Here is a 20,544-nt window from a genome sequence, read left to right as displayed (position 1 = left end):
CGGACAGATACGCCACGTTTAGGTATGATCTGCATCAGTTAACCCACTTGGACAACCTAGCTTAACGTGAGTTCAAAATCCAATCATTATCAATCAAAAACAGCAGGCGTTATTCTTGCCGGAGGTCGTGCTACCCGCATGGCGTACCAAGACAAAGGCCTTGTTGCGTACAGAGATAAAGCTTTAATTTGTTACGCCATTGCTGCGCTGGCACCGGTTGTTGATCAGTTAATTATTAATGCCAATCGCAATTTGAACACCTATCAACACTTTGGCTGGCCAGTGGTTAGCGACACGACCGACAGCTACGACGGGCCTTTAGCCGGTGTGTATGCCGCCCTGCTTAAAACCGATGCTGATCAGCTAATTGTAATGCCGTGTGATTGCCCATTAATTGCCGCCAACCATGTTGAGCGCTTATTGCAACAGCAGCTAAGCACGCAAAGCATCCTCACCGTTGCAAGCGATGGCACACAGTTGCACCCGGTGTTTTTTGCGGTGCGTACTGGCTTGCGCGAAAATCTAGGTGAGTTTTTAGCCAGTGGCCAGCGTAAAGTGGGCGACTGGTTAGCGCAGCATTCTATTAGTCGTGTAGATTTTAGCGCTGAAGCCGATATATTCACCAACCTGAATACGTTAAATGAACTTGCACAGTTAGAAAGGGCGTACAGCCATATTATTTTGAAGTAAGTTGATATAGCTAAAGCATTTTTACACACAAAAATTAGGTATCTAATCGTAATGTTGACGCGGTGTTTTTAAAAATGTGAGTCTAAAGCTTACTGTAACCGTTTCTCATGAGCAGTAAGTAGTTGATCGAAATATTTTTGAACTGCGCGGCAGAGGCTTTAGCCGAAAAAAATCGAGACTAAAGTATCTGCCACAATAATACAGTGTTTTCACAGTTCAATAGTTACAGCGTAACCGTTCGCACTGAGCTTGTCGAAGTGTGCCGTTCATGCTTCGACAAGCTCAGCACGAACGGTGGTGGCGTTTAAGTTGTTCAAGTTATTTCATGCACGTTCCTAAGTTGAAAACGCTGTATAAGCTATAAATTCAATTCATTACTAAAGGCAGATGATCCTGCTGTATTAGTCGCCCTCACTTTATAGCGTACAGTAGAAGTGGGGGCAACGCCGTTGTATGCGTTTACATTTGCTGTGGCCGTGCGACTGTAGTTACACACACTACCGGCAACTGTACAACGCCATATTTCATAGCGTGTTGCATTACTAATAGCGCCCCAAGTCAAATTAGTTTTTGTAGCCGTTAAGCGACTACCTGTTAAATTTGTTGGTGCTAATGGCGCTGCCTGCTTGGTTGTTGCCAACCCAGCTGCCGATAGAGCTGTCTCATTACCGGAGGCATCTTTAGCTTTAACTTTAAACGTGTATTTTGTTGCAGGCGATAAGTCCGTAGCGTTGTATTGGTTGGTGGACTGCCAACTGCTGTCGACACAATTTTTCCCACCTGACACACAGACAAACTTATACGCTATAGCGCTACTGGGCGTATCTTTTGCCAGCACTGCCGTCATTGTGATACTGGTGCTACTTTGGCCGGCATTGGGTTTTAGCTGCCATTTCATAGGATTTGGTGTAGGCGGCGTGTTATCTACCGGCATGGTGCTTGCCGAAACACTTAAAGATGCGCTGGTTTCATTATTAGCCGCATCTTTGGCTTTTACTTGATAACTGTAAGGTGTTGCGCCGGCCAAGTTTGTTGCTGTGTATTGGTTAGATGCTTGCCAGGCACTGGTAACGCAACCTTGTCCACCGGAAACGCAGATAAATTGATATTGTACAGCTCCACCCGAATTGTCGGTTGCCACTGTAGCTGTCATGTTAATACTATTGCTACTGCCACCTGCGTTGGGCGAGATAGACCAGGTCATCGGATTGGGTGTCGGTGCTGTTGTGTCAGCTGGAACACCGGGTGTTATCGTACCCGAAATAAAATACTCGCCTAGGCTGGCATAATCGCTATAAGGGGATACCGAGTTACCCACACCGGCGACAGCAAGAAAATATGTTCCTGCTGTCACCGTCGCGTTAATGACGGCATTGGTATTATCGATAGGATCAACTTGCGTTACTTGTGTACCATTTTGGTCGTATAACGTTGCTTGAATATCTAAATTGCTGCCTCTATTATCAGATCTTAAAAACGCTATCCAAGTAGGGTTAATATTAATTTGTAATGCCCCGTCGCCTGCATTAAATTTAAAATAATCAATATCATCGCGGGTTTCAATAATACCTTTATTGCTTGTTGCGGTATTAAAAGGGTCATTTTCTGGATTAGTCGCCGTTATTGCACCTGCTGTATCAATCAGTAGCGCGGTAGCGCCCGTTGAAAGATTGCTGTGATCGTCCGTGCGGTAAGTTAGTAAATTACTGATGATACTAAGATCGTCTTGTTGGTTATTAGCATCTGCATACTCGCCTTTACTCCATTGAGTTACATTTTGACTATAACTGTTGCCCATAATCGCACCCCACGATACTAAGCCATCACCATGCCCTTTGTAATAACCAAGTACTGAAGTGCCATCATGGTTGAGTCCAAGGTTGTGCCCCATTTCATGAGAAGCCGCTTCTGCAATAAAAGGCGAATATCCAGGGCCTAAATGATTGTAGAAAACCATTGCCGGCGAATGTGTACTTGCATAATCACTGTCTCCCCAAACGCCAACATAAGCGATGCCACCACCGGTGGAAGATGGCATAATCTGGCCATCGCGATCTGTACTGTGAGTAATTAAAACTCTGCCTACTGTGGGGCCAAAATTAACCGGCTCTTGCGTGGTCACGTCAACATTAAAAGCCGCATAGTCTTCAGCAATACGATGCCATATTTCGTGGATTGCACTTAATTCAGTGCTACTAAACGTATCGAGAGCGTTATCGGTATCGTAAGGCTTGGCTTTGTATGATGGATGTGTCGCATCGTTCCATGCTGTGCCGCTAATGACATGTCCGTTAAAATCAAGATATACCACTTTAGTGGCACCGGGCTTGCTGTGCAAAGCAAACGCATCCGCAGCACTAATGGGTTGTGGTGCATGTACAAAACCCGACGCTGCCGCAGTATTTTTTGCAGTCGGTTCTGGTAAAAACGTATCGCTGTAAAAAGCTGCGCCTTTGGAGTCTATATTTAAATACGGTAAATCTGCTGCTGTAAAAGAAAACCTATGTAGCCGTGTTAATGCTTTTTCTTGGGTCGCTGCTGGCAGTGCCTGTAAACTTGATTTTACGCGGCTTGCTGGCAAATCAGCAATTTTAAACGGTGAATTTCTACCAAAATGCTTAACGTTAGCAGGCCTTGATAAGGCTGCCAATGGCATTGCGCTGATAGCAAAAATTAATAATTGGGATGTAACTCGATACTTTCTCATTTTGGTGTAACCATAGCGGCTGAGCTGGGGAATTCAAATGGTAAGTTAATCGAGAATAGTTGTCTATTTATCTTACATAATAAATCATATCTTGTTGATATATAAAATTTATTTATATTTATGAGTTGTATTATTATATGGGCTGTGCCGAATGTATCATTTGATAACAGCTTTTGGCCGCATTGCAGGCAATGGAAATACCGTTAAAAAACGCGCGTAATACGGCGCTTAACAAAATCAGATAAAGAAAAGATAAGGCGGGTGTATATCGTGCGTTTTAAGGATGCAAACGCTGGAAAAATAAGGGGATGTAAATGAATGGTGCCCAGGGGCGGAATCGAACCGTCGACACAAGGATTTTCAATCCTTTGCTCTACCGACTGAGCTACCTGGGCATTTTTTAGCAGTACACATTGTAAGATGGTGCCCAGGGGCGGAATCGAACCGTCGACACAAGGATTTTCAATCCTTTGCTCTACCGACTGAGCTACCTGGGCGCGTCTCTACAAAGCTGGCTAGTATACTTGGTAATCCATTTTTAATCAAAAAAAACATTACTGAATAGTAGGGCGGTGAGATTAAATCTATTCAAAACACAATCCAAGTAAGAAAATTGGCAGCGCATGTTTAGACTATACTTTAAACTGTAAAAACACACAGACAACATCCCCTTTAATTATGCTTAATAGGAATTCCCGTGCGTAAACCGTCTTTTTTACTTTTAGTGCCAGCACTTGCGTTTTTTAATCACACTGTAAGCGGTGCGCCTTTTAATATTGTTGAGCTACAAACCACGCAAGGCACTGTTACCCTCCAGTTAGATCATGGAAAAGCACCTATTAGTTCGAAAAATTTTATTGATTATGCACAAAGTGGCTTTTACAAAAATACCCTAATACACCGAGTTATTAAAGGTTTTGTCGCACAAGGCGGCGGTTTTGATAAGGCCACTGGTTTGCAAAAACAAACACATGCGCCGATTATAAACGAAGCCAGCAACGGCTTAAGTAACGTAAGAGGCACTATTGCAATGGCGCGTCTTTCTAACTCATCGGATCCTAAAGACCCGCAAGGCGCTAATACCGCGACATCACAATTTTTTATTAACTTAGCGGACAAAAATAAAACCTTTTTAGATTATCAGGTCAATAAAAATAATCCCGCAGGTTACGCTGTTTTTGGTAAGGTTATAAAAGGGATGGCTGTGGTTGATGGTATCAGCAATTTAGCCAACTTCAACGACAACGCCTACAACGCCTTATCAGAAGTGATTAGCATAGATAACGTTTACCTATCTGCTGCGCTTAACGATGCGCTAGCAGTCACACGCATTACTGTTATTGGCCAAGGTAAGGTGATCAGTAAGCCAGCGGGTATTGCATGTGGCAGCGCCTGCACAAAATCACAAGCCAGGGGAGCCGCTTTAAAATTAACCGCAACACCTGCAAAAGGTTTTTATTTTAATGGCTGGCGCGGTGATTGCCAAGGATTTGCTAGCACAATCAACATCAATACCAAGAAGGGTAATCACAACTGTACGGCATTATTTTATAAAGTGGGCGCTACTACACAGTAAAACGTGCTTTCAGTCACTGTGTGGCTTTTTGTCTTGGCGAGACAGTTACAGCGTTTTCACAGTTCAATAGTTACAGCGTAATCGTTCGCACTGAGCTTGTCGAAGTGTACCGTTCATGCTTCGACAAGCTCAGCACGAACGGTGGCTGTAACTGTCCTAAGTTGAAAACGCGGTAGCTATTGTTTTAATATCAGCTAGCTAGCCTAACGTGATTAGTATACAAATTACTGAATAAGCGCACTGTGACAAACAGCATGGATTTAGTCAATTCAATCGCAGGCTTTGAGTAATTATTACCTTGTGCATCGTCATCAATGGAATCATTCAAAAACTGCACCAAGCCGTGTTGAATAATCTCGCCCTCTTTGGGTTGAAAAAATAGTTTTTTCATTTTATTGCTTTGCTTAGCATCAATTTTGGTTTTACCCGCCATTGGCTGCAATATGTCATCAAATGATACCGCTTGGCGTTCCATCCAGGTTGGATCATCTTTAAAGCGTGGTGTACTGCCAAATGCTTTTTGGTAAACGCAGATAATCTCAAAACATAAATCCATAAAAAAGTGCGATAGCTCCTCGTTATGCTCAGCAATCATGGAAGGGAATGCATTAAAAATCGCTTGTGACAGCAGCGGTTGATCAATTTCAAATTGAATAATAATACGTTGGCCTTGATGCTGATCGACACTTTTCGCGTATTCCAAAGCCTGGTAAAGTTCACCCTCAATAAGTTCGTGCATAATATTCCTAAAACGGGACAGAAAAAAAGTGCCTTATAATAACATGTTGCCTGTGTATTTATAGTGCAACAATCGCGGCAAAAGCACATACTCATCTAACCATATCCTCCGTGTTTCATTTTTTAAAACCACAGTTAACACGCTCAGCGTTATTGAAAAAACCGCTGTAAATATAATCCCGTGTGCGAAGCCGGATTTTCTGAGACTTGTTTCGGCGTACCTTCTGCTACCAGCTCGCCACCGCCATCACCGCCTTCAGGCCCCATATCCACTACCCAATCAGCGGTTTTAATTACATCCAGATTATGTTCTATTACAATCACCGTATTACCGTGGTCACGCAGCGTATGCAATACCGCCAGTAATTGTTGGATATCATGAAAATGCAAGCCTGTAGTCGGCTCGTCTAGAATGTACAAGGTTTTACCGGTGTCGCGCTTGGACAATTCTTTAGCCAGCTTTACCCGCTGCGCTTCACCGCCTGACAAGGTATTGGCATTTTGCCCCAAGGTGATATAACTTAAACCCACTTCAACCAGGGTTTGTAATTTTCGCGCCAAGGTTGGCACCGCGCTGAAGAACTGGTGGGCATCTTCCACTGTCATCGCCAACACTTGATCGATGGTCTTGCCTTTGTAGCGAATTTCCAGGGTTTCCCGGTTATAACGTTTGCCGTTGCACAGGTCACAATTGACATAAATATCCGGCAAAAAGTGCATTTCTACTTTAATCACACCGTCGCCGGTACAGGCTTCACAGCGACCTCCTTTTACGTTAAAACTGAAGCGTCCTGGCGTGTAACCACGCGAACGCGCTTCTGGCGTGGCCGAGAATAATTCGCGTATGGGGGTAAACAAGCCGGTATAGGTGGCAGGATTAGAGCGCGGCGTGCGGCCAATCGGGCTTTGATCAATATCCACCACTTTATCGAAATGCTGCAAACCGTCAATACCCGCACACGGCGCGGGCACAATACCGGCGCGATTAATCAATCGTGCTGCATGGGCGTACAAGGTGTCGTTCACTAACGTCGATTTACCGGAACCAGACACGCCGGTCACGCAGGTAAACAAACCGACTGGAAAATTAACCGTGGCATCTTTAAGATTATTGCCCTGTGCGTTACGCACGCAAATTTGCTTATCGGGATTTACAGCAGTTAAGGTCTCAGGAATGGCAATGCGCATTTTGCCGGACAAATACTGGCCGGTTAACGAATTCTCATTGGCCAGAATATCCGCCAGCGTACCTTGAGCAACAATTTGTCCGCCATGCACACCGGCCGCAGGGCCAATATCCACAATATGCTGTGCGGCGCGGATGGCATCTTCATCATGCTCAACCACAATAACGGTATTGCCCAAATCGCGCAGACGAAACAAGGTATTCAGCAAGCGTTGATTATCACGCTGGTGCAAACCAATCGACGGCTCATCCAGCACGTACATGACACCCACCAAGCCTGCACCAATCTGGCTGGCCAAGCGAATGCGCTGCGCCTCGCCACCGGACAAGGTTTCGGCACTGCGATCCAGGGTTAAATAATCCAGCCCCACGTTAACTAAAAATTCCAGACGCTCTTGAATTTCTTTGACAATTTTAACGGAGATTTCACCGCGTATACCGGGCAAATTCAGTTGTTTAAAGAAATGTAACGCGCTGCGGATAGGGAAGCGGGTCAGGGCATTAATCGGGTGCTCATCAATAAACACATTGCGGGCTGATACATTTAATCGCGCACCCTGACACACATTGCACACCTGATGCGATAAATATTTGGCCAGTTCTTCGCGCACCATTTGCGAGTCGGTTTCGTGGTAGCGTCGCTCCATGTTGGCAATGATGCCCTCAAAGCTGTGCTTTTTCTTTTTGGCGCTGTCGGTGCCATTAAAAAAGCTGAATTCTATGGCCTCTTTACCGCTGCCGTACAGCACAATGTCCTGATGTTTTTTTGACATCGCCGAAAACGGTTCTTCAGGATCAAAATCATAATGTTTGGCCAACGCACAAATAATTTGATAATAATAGGCATTACGCCTATCCCAACCGCGTACCGCACCACCCGCTAGGCTAATGTCCGGATTATGGATAATTAAACTGGCATCAAAAAACTGCCTAACGCCCAAGCCATCGCAACTGCCACACGCACCTTTGGGGTTATTAAAGGAAAAAATGCGTGGTTCCAGCTCGGTAATACTGTAGCCACAATGTTTACAGGCGTAACGTTCCGAAAACAGCAACTCAGTGCCGTCATCCATGCACACGGCAATCGCAATACCATCTGCGATGCGCAACGCGGTTTCAAACGATTCTGACAAGCGTAATGCTATGTCATCGCGTATTTTTATACGGTCAACAATCACTTCAATTGTGTGTTTCTTTTTGGCATCTAGCACTGGGGTTTCTTCCAGCTCATACACTTCGCCATCAATACGCGCCCGAATAAAACCCTGACTGCGCAAGTCATCCAGTAATTGCAGATGCTCGCCTTTGCGCTCGTTAATCACGGGCGCGAGCAACATCCAGCGTTGTTCTTGCGGTTGTGCCAGCAGATGATCAACCATTTGGCTGATGGTTTGCGCTTCTAATGAGGTTTGATGCTCTGGACAGCGCGGCGTACCCGCGCGGGCATACAGCAAGCGCAGATAATCGTAAATTTCGGTAATGGTACCCACCGTGGAGCGTGGATTATGCGAGGTGGATTTTTGTTCAATGGAAATAGCCGGCGATAAGCCTTCAATATGATCAACATCCGGCTTTTCCATAATCGACAAAAACTGTCTGGCATACGCAGACAGCGATTCGACATAGCGCCGCTGGCCTTCGGCATAAATGGTATCGAAGGCTAGTGAAGATTTGCCCGACCCGGAAAGCCCCGTGATAACAATAAGTTGATCTCTGGGGAGATCAATATCAATATTTTTCAGATTATGGGTTCGTGCGCCACGTATGCTGATGGTGTCCATTTAGAGTTTCCGCTGATTATCCAAGCGCATAATATATGTTTAAAGTGCGCGTAAAACAAATCAGACTGAAACATTATGGCTGATAGATTTATAAAAAATCTGTACACAGCAGAGCATTATTTCTGATAGCGAAGTGTCCGTTTTTTTTACAGAAAACTGCGGTGAAATAAAGCTGCATAGCGGTGTCTTGGGCATTGGCTGTAAGCTTAGAACTACATGAATGCTGCCAATTAAGTCTTGTAAGTAACTGTCATAAAAATCTGTAATTCATCTATTTTTGTAGCATTTTTACTTTTTTCTTACATTAATTACAGATGATTTTTACGCTATCGTGAGTTTTTGTCCGTATGTTTTACATGAGGAAATTTTTGTTGTAATGACTTTAGTTCTATTATATAAATTATGTATATTAATCAGTTTGTTATATGTGTTTTTTGTGGGAAAAACTTTATGAAAATGTTGGCACACTATCTGCTTTTAATTTATTAGTACATTGCAAAAATAAAATTCACTGCTATTTCAATCCAAGTGAAAAACAATACAGCTGTTTTGTTTGCAATAGCCAAGACCAATACATAAATATTGATACCAACGTAATTACTGAGTTGCACAGGGAAAATAAGTGCCGCTTTACAACGCAAAATGACGCGTGACTGACAGTATTCATTGAGAATTACCAGTATTTAACAACCGTAAATACATTTATAACCAATAGATTACAGGAATATTATCATGACACCTGTCCATATGCATGACCAAGTACGCAACCGTGTAGACAACATAATGATGGAACCAAAAACAATTAACTGGGATGAGGTTATGCAAAATGTCATTACGCTGGGAATTTTAAGTTTGTTTTTTATGTGCAACTTACCCATTTAAATCATCACTATTGATGCCATGCCGTAGATTGCACTGTCTGTAATGTAGACAAAAAATGTCATAAATTACCTAAATACGCATCTGTTACTTGCCGCAGGTGTTTTATAAACAATTATACTTATAAGATAAAAGCTCATGGACATTAATGAAACGGAATATGAATTCCGACCAGAATACGATTTGAAAAACTTAAAGCTCAAAAAGCTTAATGCCACACATAAAAGCTATGGTGAATTAATCCGTTTGGAATCAGATGTTGCATTAATATTTCCAGACAGTGAGTCGGTTAATGAGGCATTGCGGTATCTTATTGAAATGACCAAGCGTAGAAGCCCTTATAATGGCAGTGACGCTTTGCGTGATAATGAATAACACAACTGCGCTTTACGTGTTATTTTTTAGACAGCATCTTAATGTCTGTGTGGCATCAGTCGATTAAAAAATAAAGTAGCTCCCACCACAGCCGCCGGTGCAACAATAAAATTTAGCACAGGAATAGTTAATGCTAACGCTGCAATGCCGCCAAAGCTTGACGCGCCTAAGCGAACACTGCGTAAAATTTTCTTCTGTTGACTAAATAACAGCCCTGCATTTTCCATTGGGTAAGCGGTGTATTCCAAGGCCATACTCCATGCGCCAAACACTAGCCAGAGTATTGGCGCAATCACATTAACACCCGGAATAAAAGAAATAATCAGTAGTGGAATGGCTTTAATTGCAAAATATAAGCCGCGTTTTAATTCTGCCCAAAGCACTTTGGCCACCGGTGGCTCAATAATAGTGCTGGTTTGTCCTGTCAGTATGGCCAAGGTTTTTGCTGATAATCGGCCATAAAAAGGTGCGGCCAATACATTAGCCAACAGCATAAAGCTAAAAAATAGCACACCAAAAAAACAGCTAAAAAATAATGGCCAAAGCAACCAGCGCAGCCATTGTAGCCAATTGGGAATAAAGTGATCGATCCATTGGCCAAGAAAAAAATACCCTAAGGCAAAGGCGATACTGTACAGCACGATGTTGATGAGAACCGGCATAATAACAAAGCGACGCAGCGGTGCTGAGCCTAGCAATTTAATGCCTTGTAAAAAACAGCCTATCGCTATGGCAGGATTATTAGCTTTTTTATCGACTAGCATTTTTTAATCTCTCGTGTGGTTGGTTGTATCTTCTCAGTCTTCGCCTATTTGAGGCGAATTGTGCGAGTAGCTTGAGAAATAAACACGTCACCAATCCGGCATTTTGCGGTTATCAGATATGAATGACACGCATGGCTGTCACATTTCCCTTATACCCATCCTCATCAATTACGCTACGCATAGTTGAGAATAACACCTTTCACCCGCCCGCTGTTTGCCAATGCTTCGCCCTCTTCTGTTTAGGCTATCGACTTAAGACGGGACAACAAACTACAACTACCGTTCGGCCTGAGCTTGTCGAAGGCTGTTGTTCATGGTTCGACAAGCTCACCACGAACGGCTTAACCTGAAACTGTCCCGCCTTAAGTAGGTAGCTTCTGTTGCCATATCAATATACAGCGTTTTCACAGCTCAATAGTTACAGCGTAACCGTTCGCACTGAGCTTGTCGAAGTGTGCCGTTCATGCTTCGACAAGCTCAGCACGAACGGTGGCTGTAACTGTCCTAAGTTGAAAACGCTGTATCTTGAGTTTTTTCTTGTTTTCCGGTTGTTTTTAACAACTGCACGGCTTATTTATTTTTATGCTGTCTTTCTAAATGTAAAACGACTGCATAAAAGTGTTAGTTCGTATCGCTAAAGCGGCTACTAAGGAACGTGCATGAAATAACTTGAACAACTTAAACGCCACCACCGTTCGTGCTGAGCCTGTCGAAGCATGAACTTGCTCAAGTTATTTCGTGCGCGTTCTTAACTTAACACGGGATAAAAAATAATAACATTCAAAGTGATTATTCAGTGCCCCTCTTTGAAAAAGAGGGGTTCAGGGGAGATTTTTTTTTAAAATCCTCCTCCATCCCTCGTAAACTCCCCCCCCTTTTTTTTTCAAAGGGGGGGAGTGAACACATACCATTCAGGTAGGTTGGGTTACTTGCTGTTTGGGGTAACCCCCGCATTTACAATGTCTTGGAAATGTTGGATTGAGAAAGGCTTCAACCCAACCTACATTTTGTCCCTTATTAAACGGGTAGCCTTATTTTAAAGCCGCCTCAAAAATAAGCGATGAAAATTTAAGCCGATACAGATTATTTCGAGAATATGTTAGATATTGTAAGTTTTTTATATGACTTGTAAATAAATAGTTTTTTATAATTATTCTTTTTATTTCAAATTGTTACTTTATATATTTAGGGTGTAAATCTGTAAAAAATGTAAAGTTTTTTGTGTAAATATTTTTTACATGTGGAAATTTTATTTTTTATGGTATACAATTTAGTCAATAAATTTTTTTATCCATAACAAATATTACACATTTTAAATAATGTGCTATTTTTATACATAAATTAATGTGTGTAAAATATTTTTGTTAATTTGAATTGTACGTATAATTTTTTTACAGTGTCGGCACGTAATTATCAGGATGATTTTTTGGTTTATTGCGAAAAATCAGCTTTGTTACGTCTTATCCGTGTCCAAGCATTAAATTATTTTAGAAAAAAGTTAATTGTGCTGGTTGAACTATTTGGCTACCCACTTAAGGCGGGACAGTTTCAGGTTAAGCCGTTCGTGGTGAGCGTGTCGAACCATGATCGACTTAACCGCCCGCCCTTTGGCACGCTCAGGGCGAACGGTTAAGCCTTACAGGGTGTCCCGCCTTAAGTGGTGGGTAGCAAATTATTTCAACATCTGAAAATACTGTAAAAATTTTACTTTGAGAATTGTTCTTTAAAATCTGAACAGCACAAGAAAAATGAATTAACGCAAAGTCACAATAACCGCACTTTTGATATGCCTTAAGCCAAATATGTAAACCAAGTGAAAAATAAAATTTGCGTTTTGAATATTTTTAATCCGTCGATTCAATGGCAGTCACTCTACAAAAAATTCATTACATTTAAATTTGGTAAAGGTATTGATAATCCCATACTTCGTGAAAAACGAGCGCTATGAATGTAAAAATTGTATCGCGCTCGTTTTAACGCAAGTGAGTAACAATCTAATGCCCAAATTTAAACTATAAGGATTATGAAATGGCAAATTACACGCCCACTAGCAAAGATATAGCCGATATGTCAAATTATCTGCTTGCAAGTGGCTTAAATCAGACAGAGCTTAATAGATTTATGACTCAGCTGAATAACGAAAGAGTTCCCGTCCGCTATGATGCACTCAACGCTAATCAACTTGGTAGTATTACCCCTGGTACCGATGTCGTTTTTGTGCAGGGTGGCGGTAGTATTACTCTAACTAACTCCCCACCTACCGTTGCTAATGATTTAAACGCCTTAATCTTTAATACCAACAGCGCCGTTAATTTACAGCTACCGACACTCTTTGGCGGCACTGTTGTATTTGGTGGCGGTAATGATGTCGTTACCACTAGAGGCAGCAAGGCACTGCAAATTACGGCGGGTGCGGGTAATGATACTGTTACTACCAGCAACGGTAGTGACACTATTGATGCCGGTGAGGGTAACGATGTAATTAACGCAGGTAACGGCAGTAATGCGGTTAGGGCGGGCGAAGGTAATAACAGGGTTATTACCGGCACTGGTGCTGATACCGTCACTGCCGGGGCTGGCGATGACACGATTAGTACAGGTGCAGGTAATGATTTAATTAGTGCAGGCGATGGCAATAACAGTATTGATGCTGGCGCGGGTAACAACACGGTTATTACCGGCACGGGTAAAGATACTGTTACCACAGGAACGGGTCATGATTCAATTAATAGCGGAGCCGGTGATGACAGTATTAATTCGGGTTCAGGTAATGACAGCGTTAACGCGGGTGCAGGCAATGATTCGATTAATACGGGTGCAGGCCATGATTCAGTAACCGCTGGCGCTGGTAATGATACGATCAATACCGGTGTAGGTAATGATTCAGTGGTTATCAGTAATGACATTGGTAACAACATAATTACTATTGATGGTGGAGCAGGAATTGATAAATTATTCTTATCTGATCTTAATGCGCAAGTTTCTTCGGTACAAGCTATCGGTAGAAATGGCTTGGTAATTGGATTAACCGACCATACCACCTTGCATGTTTCCAATGTAGAAACATTTGCTGTTGATTTTAACCATAATGGTGTAATTGATGGCGCAAGTGAAACGGTGACATTAACCGGTTTATTGAATCATAACTTTATCTAAGCAGTAGTCTTTACAAAAACGATACCGATGTCTCGGTATCGTTTTTTGGTTGCATTAATAATTACTCAGGTTATTTAATAAGCAAACAGTTTATTAATTAACATGGTATCAGTAAGTATATGTCTTTATTAACCTGTTTATTATGTTATTTACAATACACAGCATACGCATGTTAATAATTTTATATAAAGTATTTTGAATAAAGAAATTTCGTAACGGTTAAGTCCCCCTCTTTGAAAAAGAGGGGTTAGGGGAGATTTTTAAAATAAATCCCCCTTTTTCAAAGAGGGAAGTGAATACTTACGAAATTTCAATTTATCCATTATAAAATCATTTAGAATTAATGATTTTTTGTATCGCACACGGACGTTATTTATTTAAAAATCCATCACCGCGCATATTGTGTGTAACCATGAAAGACATTAATCATGTTTTTGATTACCAGCCGTTCCATTACGAGCTAAGTGGTTTAGCGAGTGATTATGTGCGATTGCTAAAAATGGCGTTGTCTCTCTTTGAACAAAATCGGGCATCTGCTGTCTGGCGACTGCTAGAGAGAGCCGAAAGGTGTAATCCTAATGTCGCTATTGAACTGGTGTTGTTGCGTGCCAAAGCGTTAGAGCGCTGTCATTATTTTTCTGAGGCGTTTGATGTGGTAGAAAGCGCCTATCAATTGCATGCAAATCGCCCAGAAATACAGCAGTATTTATTACGTTTACATGCCAAACTGTTACCCAAACACGCAGAACAAGCCTTTACGTTAGCACGTTTAACGCTGCATCAAAAAAATGACTGGCAAAGTATTATTATTGCCTTACAAATACTTAAGCAATTACAACTTAATCCTGTGGGTGCTTGCCATTATGACGGCACTGCCATTACCGGCTGGTTGCTTGATTCAAACATATTACCGGCTTTAACCGTTACTTTAGACGACGCGGATTTTAAATTAACGCCTTACCTTACAACGCCGTTTTTGCATCAGCAAGGTTTTGGTTCGGGGCGGGATGGTTTTTCATTAACGGTATCAGCTGATTGCTTTAAAGTTATTCGTATTCACCTTAACGGCTTGGATTTAGTGGGATCACCTCTGTATTTGAATACAGAGCGCCTACAAAATACGTCACAAACGACAGCTATTACCCCGCATGTAAACACGCGAGTAACCGCCAGTAAAAGCCCCGTAATAGATATTATTATTCCGGTTTACAAAGGCTTAAAAGAAACTAAAGCTTGTTTTAATGCGTTGTTAAGCGCCAAAAACATAATCGCGTACCGAATTATTGTGATTGACGATGCCAGTCCAGAGCCTTTATTGGTTGATTTTTTACGGGAACTTCACGCAAAAAATCGTATCGAGCTGATTCAGCTACCGGTAAATATCGGTTTTGTTGGGGCTGTTAATCAGGGTTTGCGTGCCAGTTGTCATAACGATGTGATTTTATTAAATGCTGATACCTGTGTACACGGTGATTGGCTGGATCGCTTACATGCAGTTGCTTATCGGTCGGAGCGTATTGGTAGCGTTACACCTTTAAGTAATAACGCAGAGTTATTGAGCTTTCCAATTCCTATGCAGGTTGCTGCTATGCCAGAACCTGCGATGCTGGCAAAAATGGACACTATTTTAGCGCAGCAACACGGCATTAATGCGATTGAAATACCTTCTGGGGTGGGTTTTTGCTGGTATATAAAACGCAGTTGTTTAAACGAGGTAGGGCTTTTAGATGATGTTCTGATTGAGCGTGGTTACGGGGAAGATACGGATTTTTGTTTGCGTGCGGCAGCCAAAGGTTGGAAAAACGTTTGTGCCAGCAATGTCTTTGTGGCTCATGCGGGCAATGTGTCTTTCGGGATCAGTAAAAAACACCTGGTTGCCAAAAACTTAGCGCGTATTCATGAGCGCTACCCAGAACACGAGGCGCAATACAACGATTTTTTAACAACCGCACCGTTAACGCCAATTTATAACGCTTTGCAACGCGCTATTTTGCCGGATTATGCCGCTAAAGCAACGGCTTTGGTCGTGCTGCCTGCCATACTGCCGGATGCAATTAGCCATGACATTATCAGGGCATTAGACACGCGCAATCGGCACAGTGTTTATTATTTAGCGATAGCGCAAACAACGCAAGCAAACTACCGAATTACCTTGAGCAGTAGCAACAGCAACGAGCCACTGTCCTTAACGTATACCTGGCCGACTGATGGCAGCGTGTTATGGCACGATCTGCGTGCGGCTGGCTTCAAAGCCATTAAGATCCATGCCTTAGTGGGCTGGCCAGAGTCTATTTTAAACGGCCTATGTTTGTTAGGTATTCCGTACCACATAATTTTGCACGATTACAGTGCGTATTGTTTGCAAAGCACTTTACTAAAAGCGAAAGCAGTATGCACTATCAGCGTCGTGGATGATGCAAGCTGTGTGGCCTGTGTTAGTGAACAAGGTTGTAAAAATACGGCCTACAGTCACCCAAAAGCATTACGTGATTTTTCGGTGCAATTGTTTCAAAAAGCCGAAACAATCACTGTTGCCTCAGCGGATGCCGCGCAGCGACACCGTGCGTATTTTCCAAACAGTCACTTTAAAATTGACCGCCGTGCTATCAAGCAGGCAGCAGCGCTAGGTATTAAACAGCCAACGGCTGTCATAAACACTGACATAGTACGCTTTGCTGTATTTTTTGCGGCCACCGCTGAGCAAGGATTCTTTAACGTATTGGCATTAGCCCGTTTACTGGCGCGTCAACGTAGTCCTATAGAACTGATTGTTTTGGGTACAAGCTGGGATGATCAAGCCCTGTTTGCCACCGGCAAAGCCTGGATAACAGGGCCTGTTGCCAAAGCAGACGTTGCCGATTTATTACGTTTGTATGGGTGTCGTTTGGCACTGCATTTAGCCCCCTGGCCTGAAATTGATGGCTTAGCGTGGCAGATGGCGCAATTAGCGGGCTTACCGTTAGCAGCACCTGAACTGGGTATTTATAAAGAGCTGCTGGATGAAAATCTCGGCGACATTCGCTTATCTTTAAACAAAACTCTGGAGGAGTGGCTGCAAATTATGCTGCGGCCTGCACAGTTGAGTGCGGTTGCATGAAAAAAATAGCCGAAAATTTTCATGGCAAACTACTGGGTATGCAGCGCGGTTTGTTATACGGTTGGGTTTATAACAGCACACAATACGACGAACGCGCTATTGTGGAAATTTATGCGGATGATTATCCAATCCGTGTTGTTCGTGCAGAAACCTGGCTACCAGAATTGAGCGACCAATCGATTGGTGACGGTTGTTATGGTTTTTTTATTCAATTACCGTTAGAAAAACTGGGTTATATTCAACGCATACGCGCACGGGTTGCCAATACCGATTATTGGTTAGCCAGCACGGTTTATCCTTCGGTTGATAGCGCTGACAACAGCAGACCTGTATTGGGTCACGTTACCAACCACAGCGGTTTGCGAGTACACGGCTGGGCGTGGGATCCTGATTTACCCAAGCACACGGTGTCTTTACGGTTTTATGAGGCCAATCAGCTGTTGGGTGACGTACTGGCTGATCAGTTGCGCGGCGATTTGTTAGAGCAGGGAATTGGCAATGGTCAGCATGGTTTTAGCTTTAGTCTGCCTTTTGCACTGGCCGATGGTCAGCCACACGAAATACGCGTTTTCGATGAAAAAAGCCGTGCTATTCCAGGCAGCCCTTTAAGGGTGATAAGCTTTCCAGCAGGCTTTGATAACGAACTGAATCGGCAAGATTTTTCCGCGTCTGAACATGTTTTTTTAAGTAGTTTGTCGCAGCACTATCAACATTATGTACCGGCCTCGCTTGATCTTGCTATGTACCCCTCTTGGTTTGAACGCTTTGGTAAAGCTGACGTTGTGCCAAGCACCGCGCATAGTTTTTTGCTGGTTATCTTTGGGACGGTGAATATTGCGCACACGGTCAGTAGCGTATTGGCGCAGACGCACACAGATTTTCGTATGCTTATCTGTGGTAGTTTTACACACGATGACCCACGTATTGAGTCGATAGCGATCGAGCAATGGTCTGCTACGTTAGCACAGCAGGTAAAACAGCATTCAGGTTTGCTGAGTTTTGTAGAAGCGGGGGATCACTTAGAGCCGGATGCACTAACAGCCATCAGCGCGGCATTTACCGACCCCGCTGTATTATTGGCTTACAGTGATTGTGATTATCAAGATGACGGGGTGATTAAGCCGTGGTTTAAACCAGACTGGGACTTGGATTTGTTTTTGGCGGGTAACCCGTTGCAGTATTTATGCGCCATCCGCGCCGCTGTTATGCCGTCGAAGTCGCCCTGGTTAAGCAGCCCAGATGCGTGGCCGTGGTTAGCTATTACAGCTATAGGTGATAAGGCCAGCAGCATCCGGCATATAGCGTCTGTGCTTTATCATCGCTGTGCGCCGTATGACTTGCGTGCAACAGCGGCGATAGCCAGTGTCTTTTTACCACATATCGCACCAGGAGCAACGGTATTAAGCACAAACCCCGCTGCACAATGCCGATTGATTCAGTGGTCGCCGCCTAAAGCCTGGCCTAAAGTCAGTGTCATTATTCCAACCCGTGATCAAAAACTGTTACTAGAACGCTGTATCGAAAGCTTGCAAAAAACCGACTACCCTGATGTTGAAATTATTGTTGTTGATAATGATTCACAAGAAGCCGTTACCCAGCGCTATTTAAAAAAACTAACCCGACAAGGTTGTCGTATTTTGTCTTATCCGCAGCGCTTTAATTATGCGGCCATTAATAATATGGCCGTTTTGCAGGCGAGTGGTGACATTGTTGCTTTGCTTAATAATGACGTAGAGGCAATGGAGTCGCAGTGGTTAAAAAATTTGGTTACCCAGTTACTTCGCCCTGGTGTCGGCGCGGTAGGCGCAAAATTATTATGGCCTAATGGCATGGTGCAACATGCGGGGGTGTTATTGGGTTTACACGGTTTGGCGGGGCATATCGGCAATAATTGGGAAGATAATGATGCCGGGTATTTTGGTTATAACCAAATGACACGGCGGGTGAGTGCGGTAACAGCGGCGTGTTTGTTGTGCTACAAAGCTGACTATCTGCTTATGGGGGGTATGGACGCGCAAGCTTTTCCGGTTGCCTTTAATGATGTGGATTTTTGCCTGCGTTTAGCGGCATTAGGTAATCATATTGTGTGGACACCGGCTGCTAAATTATGGCACGCAGAGTCTGCCAGCCGTGGCCAAGATGATTTACCTGCTAAGCAGGCACGGCTGGAAAAAGAAAAAAATGAATTAAAGCAACGCTGGGGCGGCGTATTGTTTGCTGATCCTTTTTACAATCCTAATTTAAATCTCGATCACTATTCGCATAATGGCCTGTCGTTTCCGCCACGAAAAATTGCCAGTCTGATTAAGCCAAACTCTCAACCTTATTCGTCTCTCATTGCATGAAAATACTCTTTCTCCATCAAAACTTTCCGGCTCAGTTTAATCATGTTGCTAAACGACTGGCACAAAATCCTGCTAACCAGGTGCTTGCCATACGCCAGTACCCTGCGATAGATTTTGAAGGCGTGGGGGTGATTGCTTACCAGTTGACGCGTGGTTCATCGCCTGGGATTGATCCACTGATGCAAAATTATGAAGCAAAAATATTGCGTGCAGAAGCGGTCGCAAAAACAGCGTATTTATTAAAAGATAAAGGCTTTTTACCGGATGTCATTGTTGCTCACCCTGGCTGGGGCGAAGCATTATTGCTGAAGGATATTTGGCCGGATGCAAAATATCTGGGCTATTTTGAATATTTTTATGCCGCTAGCGGACAAGATTTTGATTTTGATCCTGAGTTTAGTCAGTGCGATGCGGAAAGTTTGGCTAAATTACGTTTAAAAAACATTGTTAATCTACAGGCCTTAAACGATATGGATGCGGGCATTTCGCCCACCCGTTGGCAGCGTGATACCTATCCAGAATGGGCGCGGTCCAAAATTGATGTGCTGCACGAAGGCATTGATATGGATTATTTTTCGCCAGAGGCGGGTCGGTCTATTAGCATCCCTGAAAAAGGCCTGACTTTAACGTGTGACGATGAAATTATTACTTACGCTGCCCGCTATTTGGAACCTGTACGGGGTTTTCATAAGTTTATGCGGGCATTGCCCGCGCTGCTAACGCGCCGTCCTAATGCGCACGTTATTATCATGGGCAGTAATGAGGGTGGTTATGGTTTACCTGCACAAGGTTATGCCAGTTATGAAGCGATGATGCTTGATGAGTTGCATGCACTGCTTGATCCGCAACGGGTACATATTTTGGGGCGTTTACCTAAAGATATTTATCGTAATGTGCTGACCTTGTCCAAGGTTCACGTTTATTTGACCTACCCATTTTTATTGTCGTGGTCAATGCTGGAAGTGATGGCGACAGGCACGATTGTGGTGGCTTCTGATACCGCGCCGGTTCGGGAAATTATTAAAGACGGCAAAAATGGCCTGCTGTTTGATTTTTTTGATGCAGACGCTATGGTTGACCGTATTGACGAAGCACTGACATTATCCAATCGTAAAGCTAATGCGCTCCGTAAAGCAGCCCGCAAAACCATTGAAGATAAATATAATTTTGAGCAGTGTTTGCAGACCTTAATTACCAAAATTGAAACGTTGGCTAAGCATTAATTATGACTCCAACAATACAATTTAGCC

Annotated in this window: 11 protein-coding genes and 2 tRNA genes; 7 read left to right on the top strand and 6 right to left on the bottom strand. The window is 43.3% G+C overall.

The genetic code is table 11. The features are described 5' to 3' along the window. The first annotated feature begins 66 nt into the window (after nucleotides 1–66). Nucleotides 67–690, top strand: a complete 624-nt coding sequence (mobA, locus tag CRENPOLYSF2_RS00155; RefSeq protein WP_245807834.1) for a molybdenum cofactor guanylyltransferase MobA — start codon at nucleotides 67–69, stop codon at nucleotides 688–690. A gap of 358 nt (nucleotides 691–1,048) precedes the next feature. On the opposite strand, the gene CRENPOLYSF2_RS00150 is transcribed toward mobA, so the two are convergent. The 3 genes from CRENPOLYSF2_RS00150 to CRENPOLYSF2_RS00140 form a co-directional block, all read right to left on the bottom strand. Beyond that, nucleotides 1,049–3,397 (bottom strand): zinc-dependent metalloprotease family protein, encoded by a 2,349-nt coding sequence (locus CRENPOLYSF2_RS00150; RefSeq protein WP_087141951.1) that lies wholly within the window; start codon nucleotides 3,395–3,397, stop codon nucleotides 1,049–1,051. A 319-nt stretch (nucleotides 3,398–3,716) separates the two neighbouring features. Then, a tRNA-Phe gene (locus CRENPOLYSF2_RS00145) sits at nucleotides 3,717–3,792 on the bottom strand. A gap of 26 nt (nucleotides 3,793–3,818) precedes the next feature. Then, nucleotides 3,819–3,894 (bottom strand) — tRNA-Phe (locus tag CRENPOLYSF2_RS00140). A gap of 200 nt (nucleotides 3,895–4,094) precedes the next feature. Between CRENPOLYSF2_RS00140 and CRENPOLYSF2_RS00135 the strand changes: the two genes are divergently transcribed. Beyond that, complete coding sequence (locus CRENPOLYSF2_RS00135; protein WP_217884042.1) at nucleotides 4,095–4,973, top strand: peptidylprolyl isomerase; 879 nt, start codon at nucleotides 4,095–4,097, stop codon at nucleotides 4,971–4,973. 190 nt (nucleotides 4,974–5,163) lie between these two features. On the opposite strand, the gene CRENPOLYSF2_RS00130 is transcribed toward CRENPOLYSF2_RS00135, so the two are convergent. Both CRENPOLYSF2_RS00130 and uvrA read right to left on the bottom strand, forming a co-directional pair. Beyond that, entirely contained in the window at nucleotides 5,164–5,712 is a 549-nt protein-coding gene (locus CRENPOLYSF2_RS00130) for a hypothetical protein (protein ID WP_087141950.1), read from the bottom strand. Between the two features lie 149 nt (nucleotides 5,713–5,861). Continuing rightward, nucleotides 5,862–8,678: an excinuclease ABC subunit UvrA gene (gene uvrA, locus CRENPOLYSF2_RS00125; protein WP_087141949.1), complete on the bottom strand. Its 2,817-nt coding sequence runs from the start codon at nucleotides 8,676–8,678 to the stop codon at nucleotides 5,862–5,864. A gap of 1,017 nt (nucleotides 8,679–9,695) precedes the next feature. Here uvrA and CRENPOLYSF2_RS00115 point away from each other — a divergent pair. Next, nucleotides 9,696–9,932, top strand: a complete 237-nt coding sequence (locus CRENPOLYSF2_RS00115; RefSeq protein WP_087141947.1) for a hypothetical protein — start codon at nucleotides 9,696–9,698, stop codon at nucleotides 9,930–9,932. A gap of 38 nt (nucleotides 9,933–9,970) precedes the next feature. Here CRENPOLYSF2_RS00115 and cysZ read toward each other — a convergent pair whose 3' ends face one another. Continuing rightward, nucleotides 9,971–10,696 (bottom strand): sulfate transporter CysZ, encoded by a 726-nt coding sequence (gene cysZ / locus CRENPOLYSF2_RS00110; RefSeq protein ID WP_087141946.1) that lies wholly within the window; start codon nucleotides 10,694–10,696, stop codon nucleotides 9,971–9,973. A gap of 2,028 nt (nucleotides 10,697–12,724) precedes the next feature. On the opposite strand from cysZ, the gene CRENPOLYSF2_RS00105 reads away from it, so the two are divergent. The 4 genes from CRENPOLYSF2_RS00105 (at nucleotide 12,725) to CRENPOLYSF2_RS00090 (ending at nucleotide 20,517) form a co-directional block, all read left to right on the top strand. Continuing rightward, entirely contained in the window at nucleotides 12,725–13,852 is a 1,128-nt protein-coding gene (locus tag CRENPOLYSF2_RS00105) for a calcium-binding protein (protein ID WP_087141945.1), read from the top strand. Between the two features lie 412 nt (nucleotides 13,853–14,264). Further along, nucleotides 14,265–16,949, top strand: coding sequence for a glycosyltransferase (locus CRENPOLYSF2_RS00100; RefSeq protein WP_176370976.1), 2,685 nt, complete (start codon nucleotides 14,265–14,267; stop codon nucleotides 16,947–16,949). After that, nucleotides 16,946–19,294: a glycosyltransferase family 2 protein gene (locus tag CRENPOLYSF2_RS00095; RefSeq protein ID WP_087141943.1), complete on the top strand. Its 2,349-nt coding sequence runs from the start codon at nucleotides 16,946–16,948 to the stop codon at nucleotides 19,292–19,294. Before CRENPOLYSF2_RS00100 ends, CRENPOLYSF2_RS00095 begins: the two co-directional genes overlap by 4 nt. Beyond that, nucleotides 19,291–20,517 carry a glycosyltransferase gene (locus tag CRENPOLYSF2_RS00090; RefSeq protein ID WP_087141942.1) on the top strand — a complete coding sequence of 409 codons (1,227 nt, stop codon included), beginning with the start codon at nucleotides 19,291–19,293 and terminating at the stop codon, nucleotides 20,515–20,517. Before CRENPOLYSF2_RS00095 ends, CRENPOLYSF2_RS00090 begins: the two co-directional genes overlap by 4 nt. Nucleotides 20,518–20,544 lie beyond the last annotated feature (27 nt).

Origin of the sequence: Crenothrix polyspora (genome assembly GCF_900163755.1) — a bacterium.
GTDB classification, from domain to species: Bacteria; Pseudomonadota; Gammaproteobacteria; order Methylococcales; family Methylomonadaceae; genus Crenothrix; species Crenothrix polyspora.
This window is presented reverse-complemented; position numbering and strand designations above follow the sequence as displayed.

Excerpts from the sequence above, each read along its gene's own strand:
- CRENPOLYSF2_RS00150 (WP_087141951.1), bottom strand. The coding sequence starts at position 3,397 with ATGAGAAAGTATCGAGTTACATCCCAATTATTAATTTTTGCTATCAGC.
- CRENPOLYSF2_RS00130 (WP_087141950.1), bottom strand. The coding sequence starts at position 5,712 with ATGCACGAACTTATTGAGGGTGAACTTTACCAGGCTTTGGAATACGCG.
- uvrA (WP_087141949.1), bottom strand. The coding sequence starts at position 8,678 with ATGGACACCATCAGCATACGTGGCGCACGAACCCATAATCTGAAAAAT.
- CRENPOLYSF2_RS00115 (WP_087141947.1), top strand. The coding sequence starts at position 9,696 with ATGGACATTAATGAAACGGAATATGAATTCCGACCAGAATACGATTTG.
- cysZ (WP_087141946.1), bottom strand. The coding sequence starts at position 10,696 with ATGCTAGTCGATAAAAAAGCTAATAATCCTGCCATAGCGATAGGCTGT.
- CRENPOLYSF2_RS00105 (WP_087141945.1), top strand. The coding sequence starts at position 12,725 with ATGGCAAATTACACGCCCACTAGCAAAGATATAGCCGATATGTCAAAT.
- CRENPOLYSF2_RS00100 (WP_176370976.1), top strand. The coding sequence starts at position 14,265 with ATGAAAGACATTAATCATGTTTTTGATTACCAGCCGTTCCATTACGAG.
- CRENPOLYSF2_RS00095 (WP_087141943.1), top strand. The coding sequence starts at position 16,946 with ATGAAAAAAATAGCCGAAAATTTTCATGGCAAACTACTGGGTATGCAG.
- CRENPOLYSF2_RS00090 (WP_087141942.1), top strand. The coding sequence starts at position 19,291 with ATGAAAATACTCTTTCTCCATCAAAACTTTCCGGCTCAGTTTAATCAT.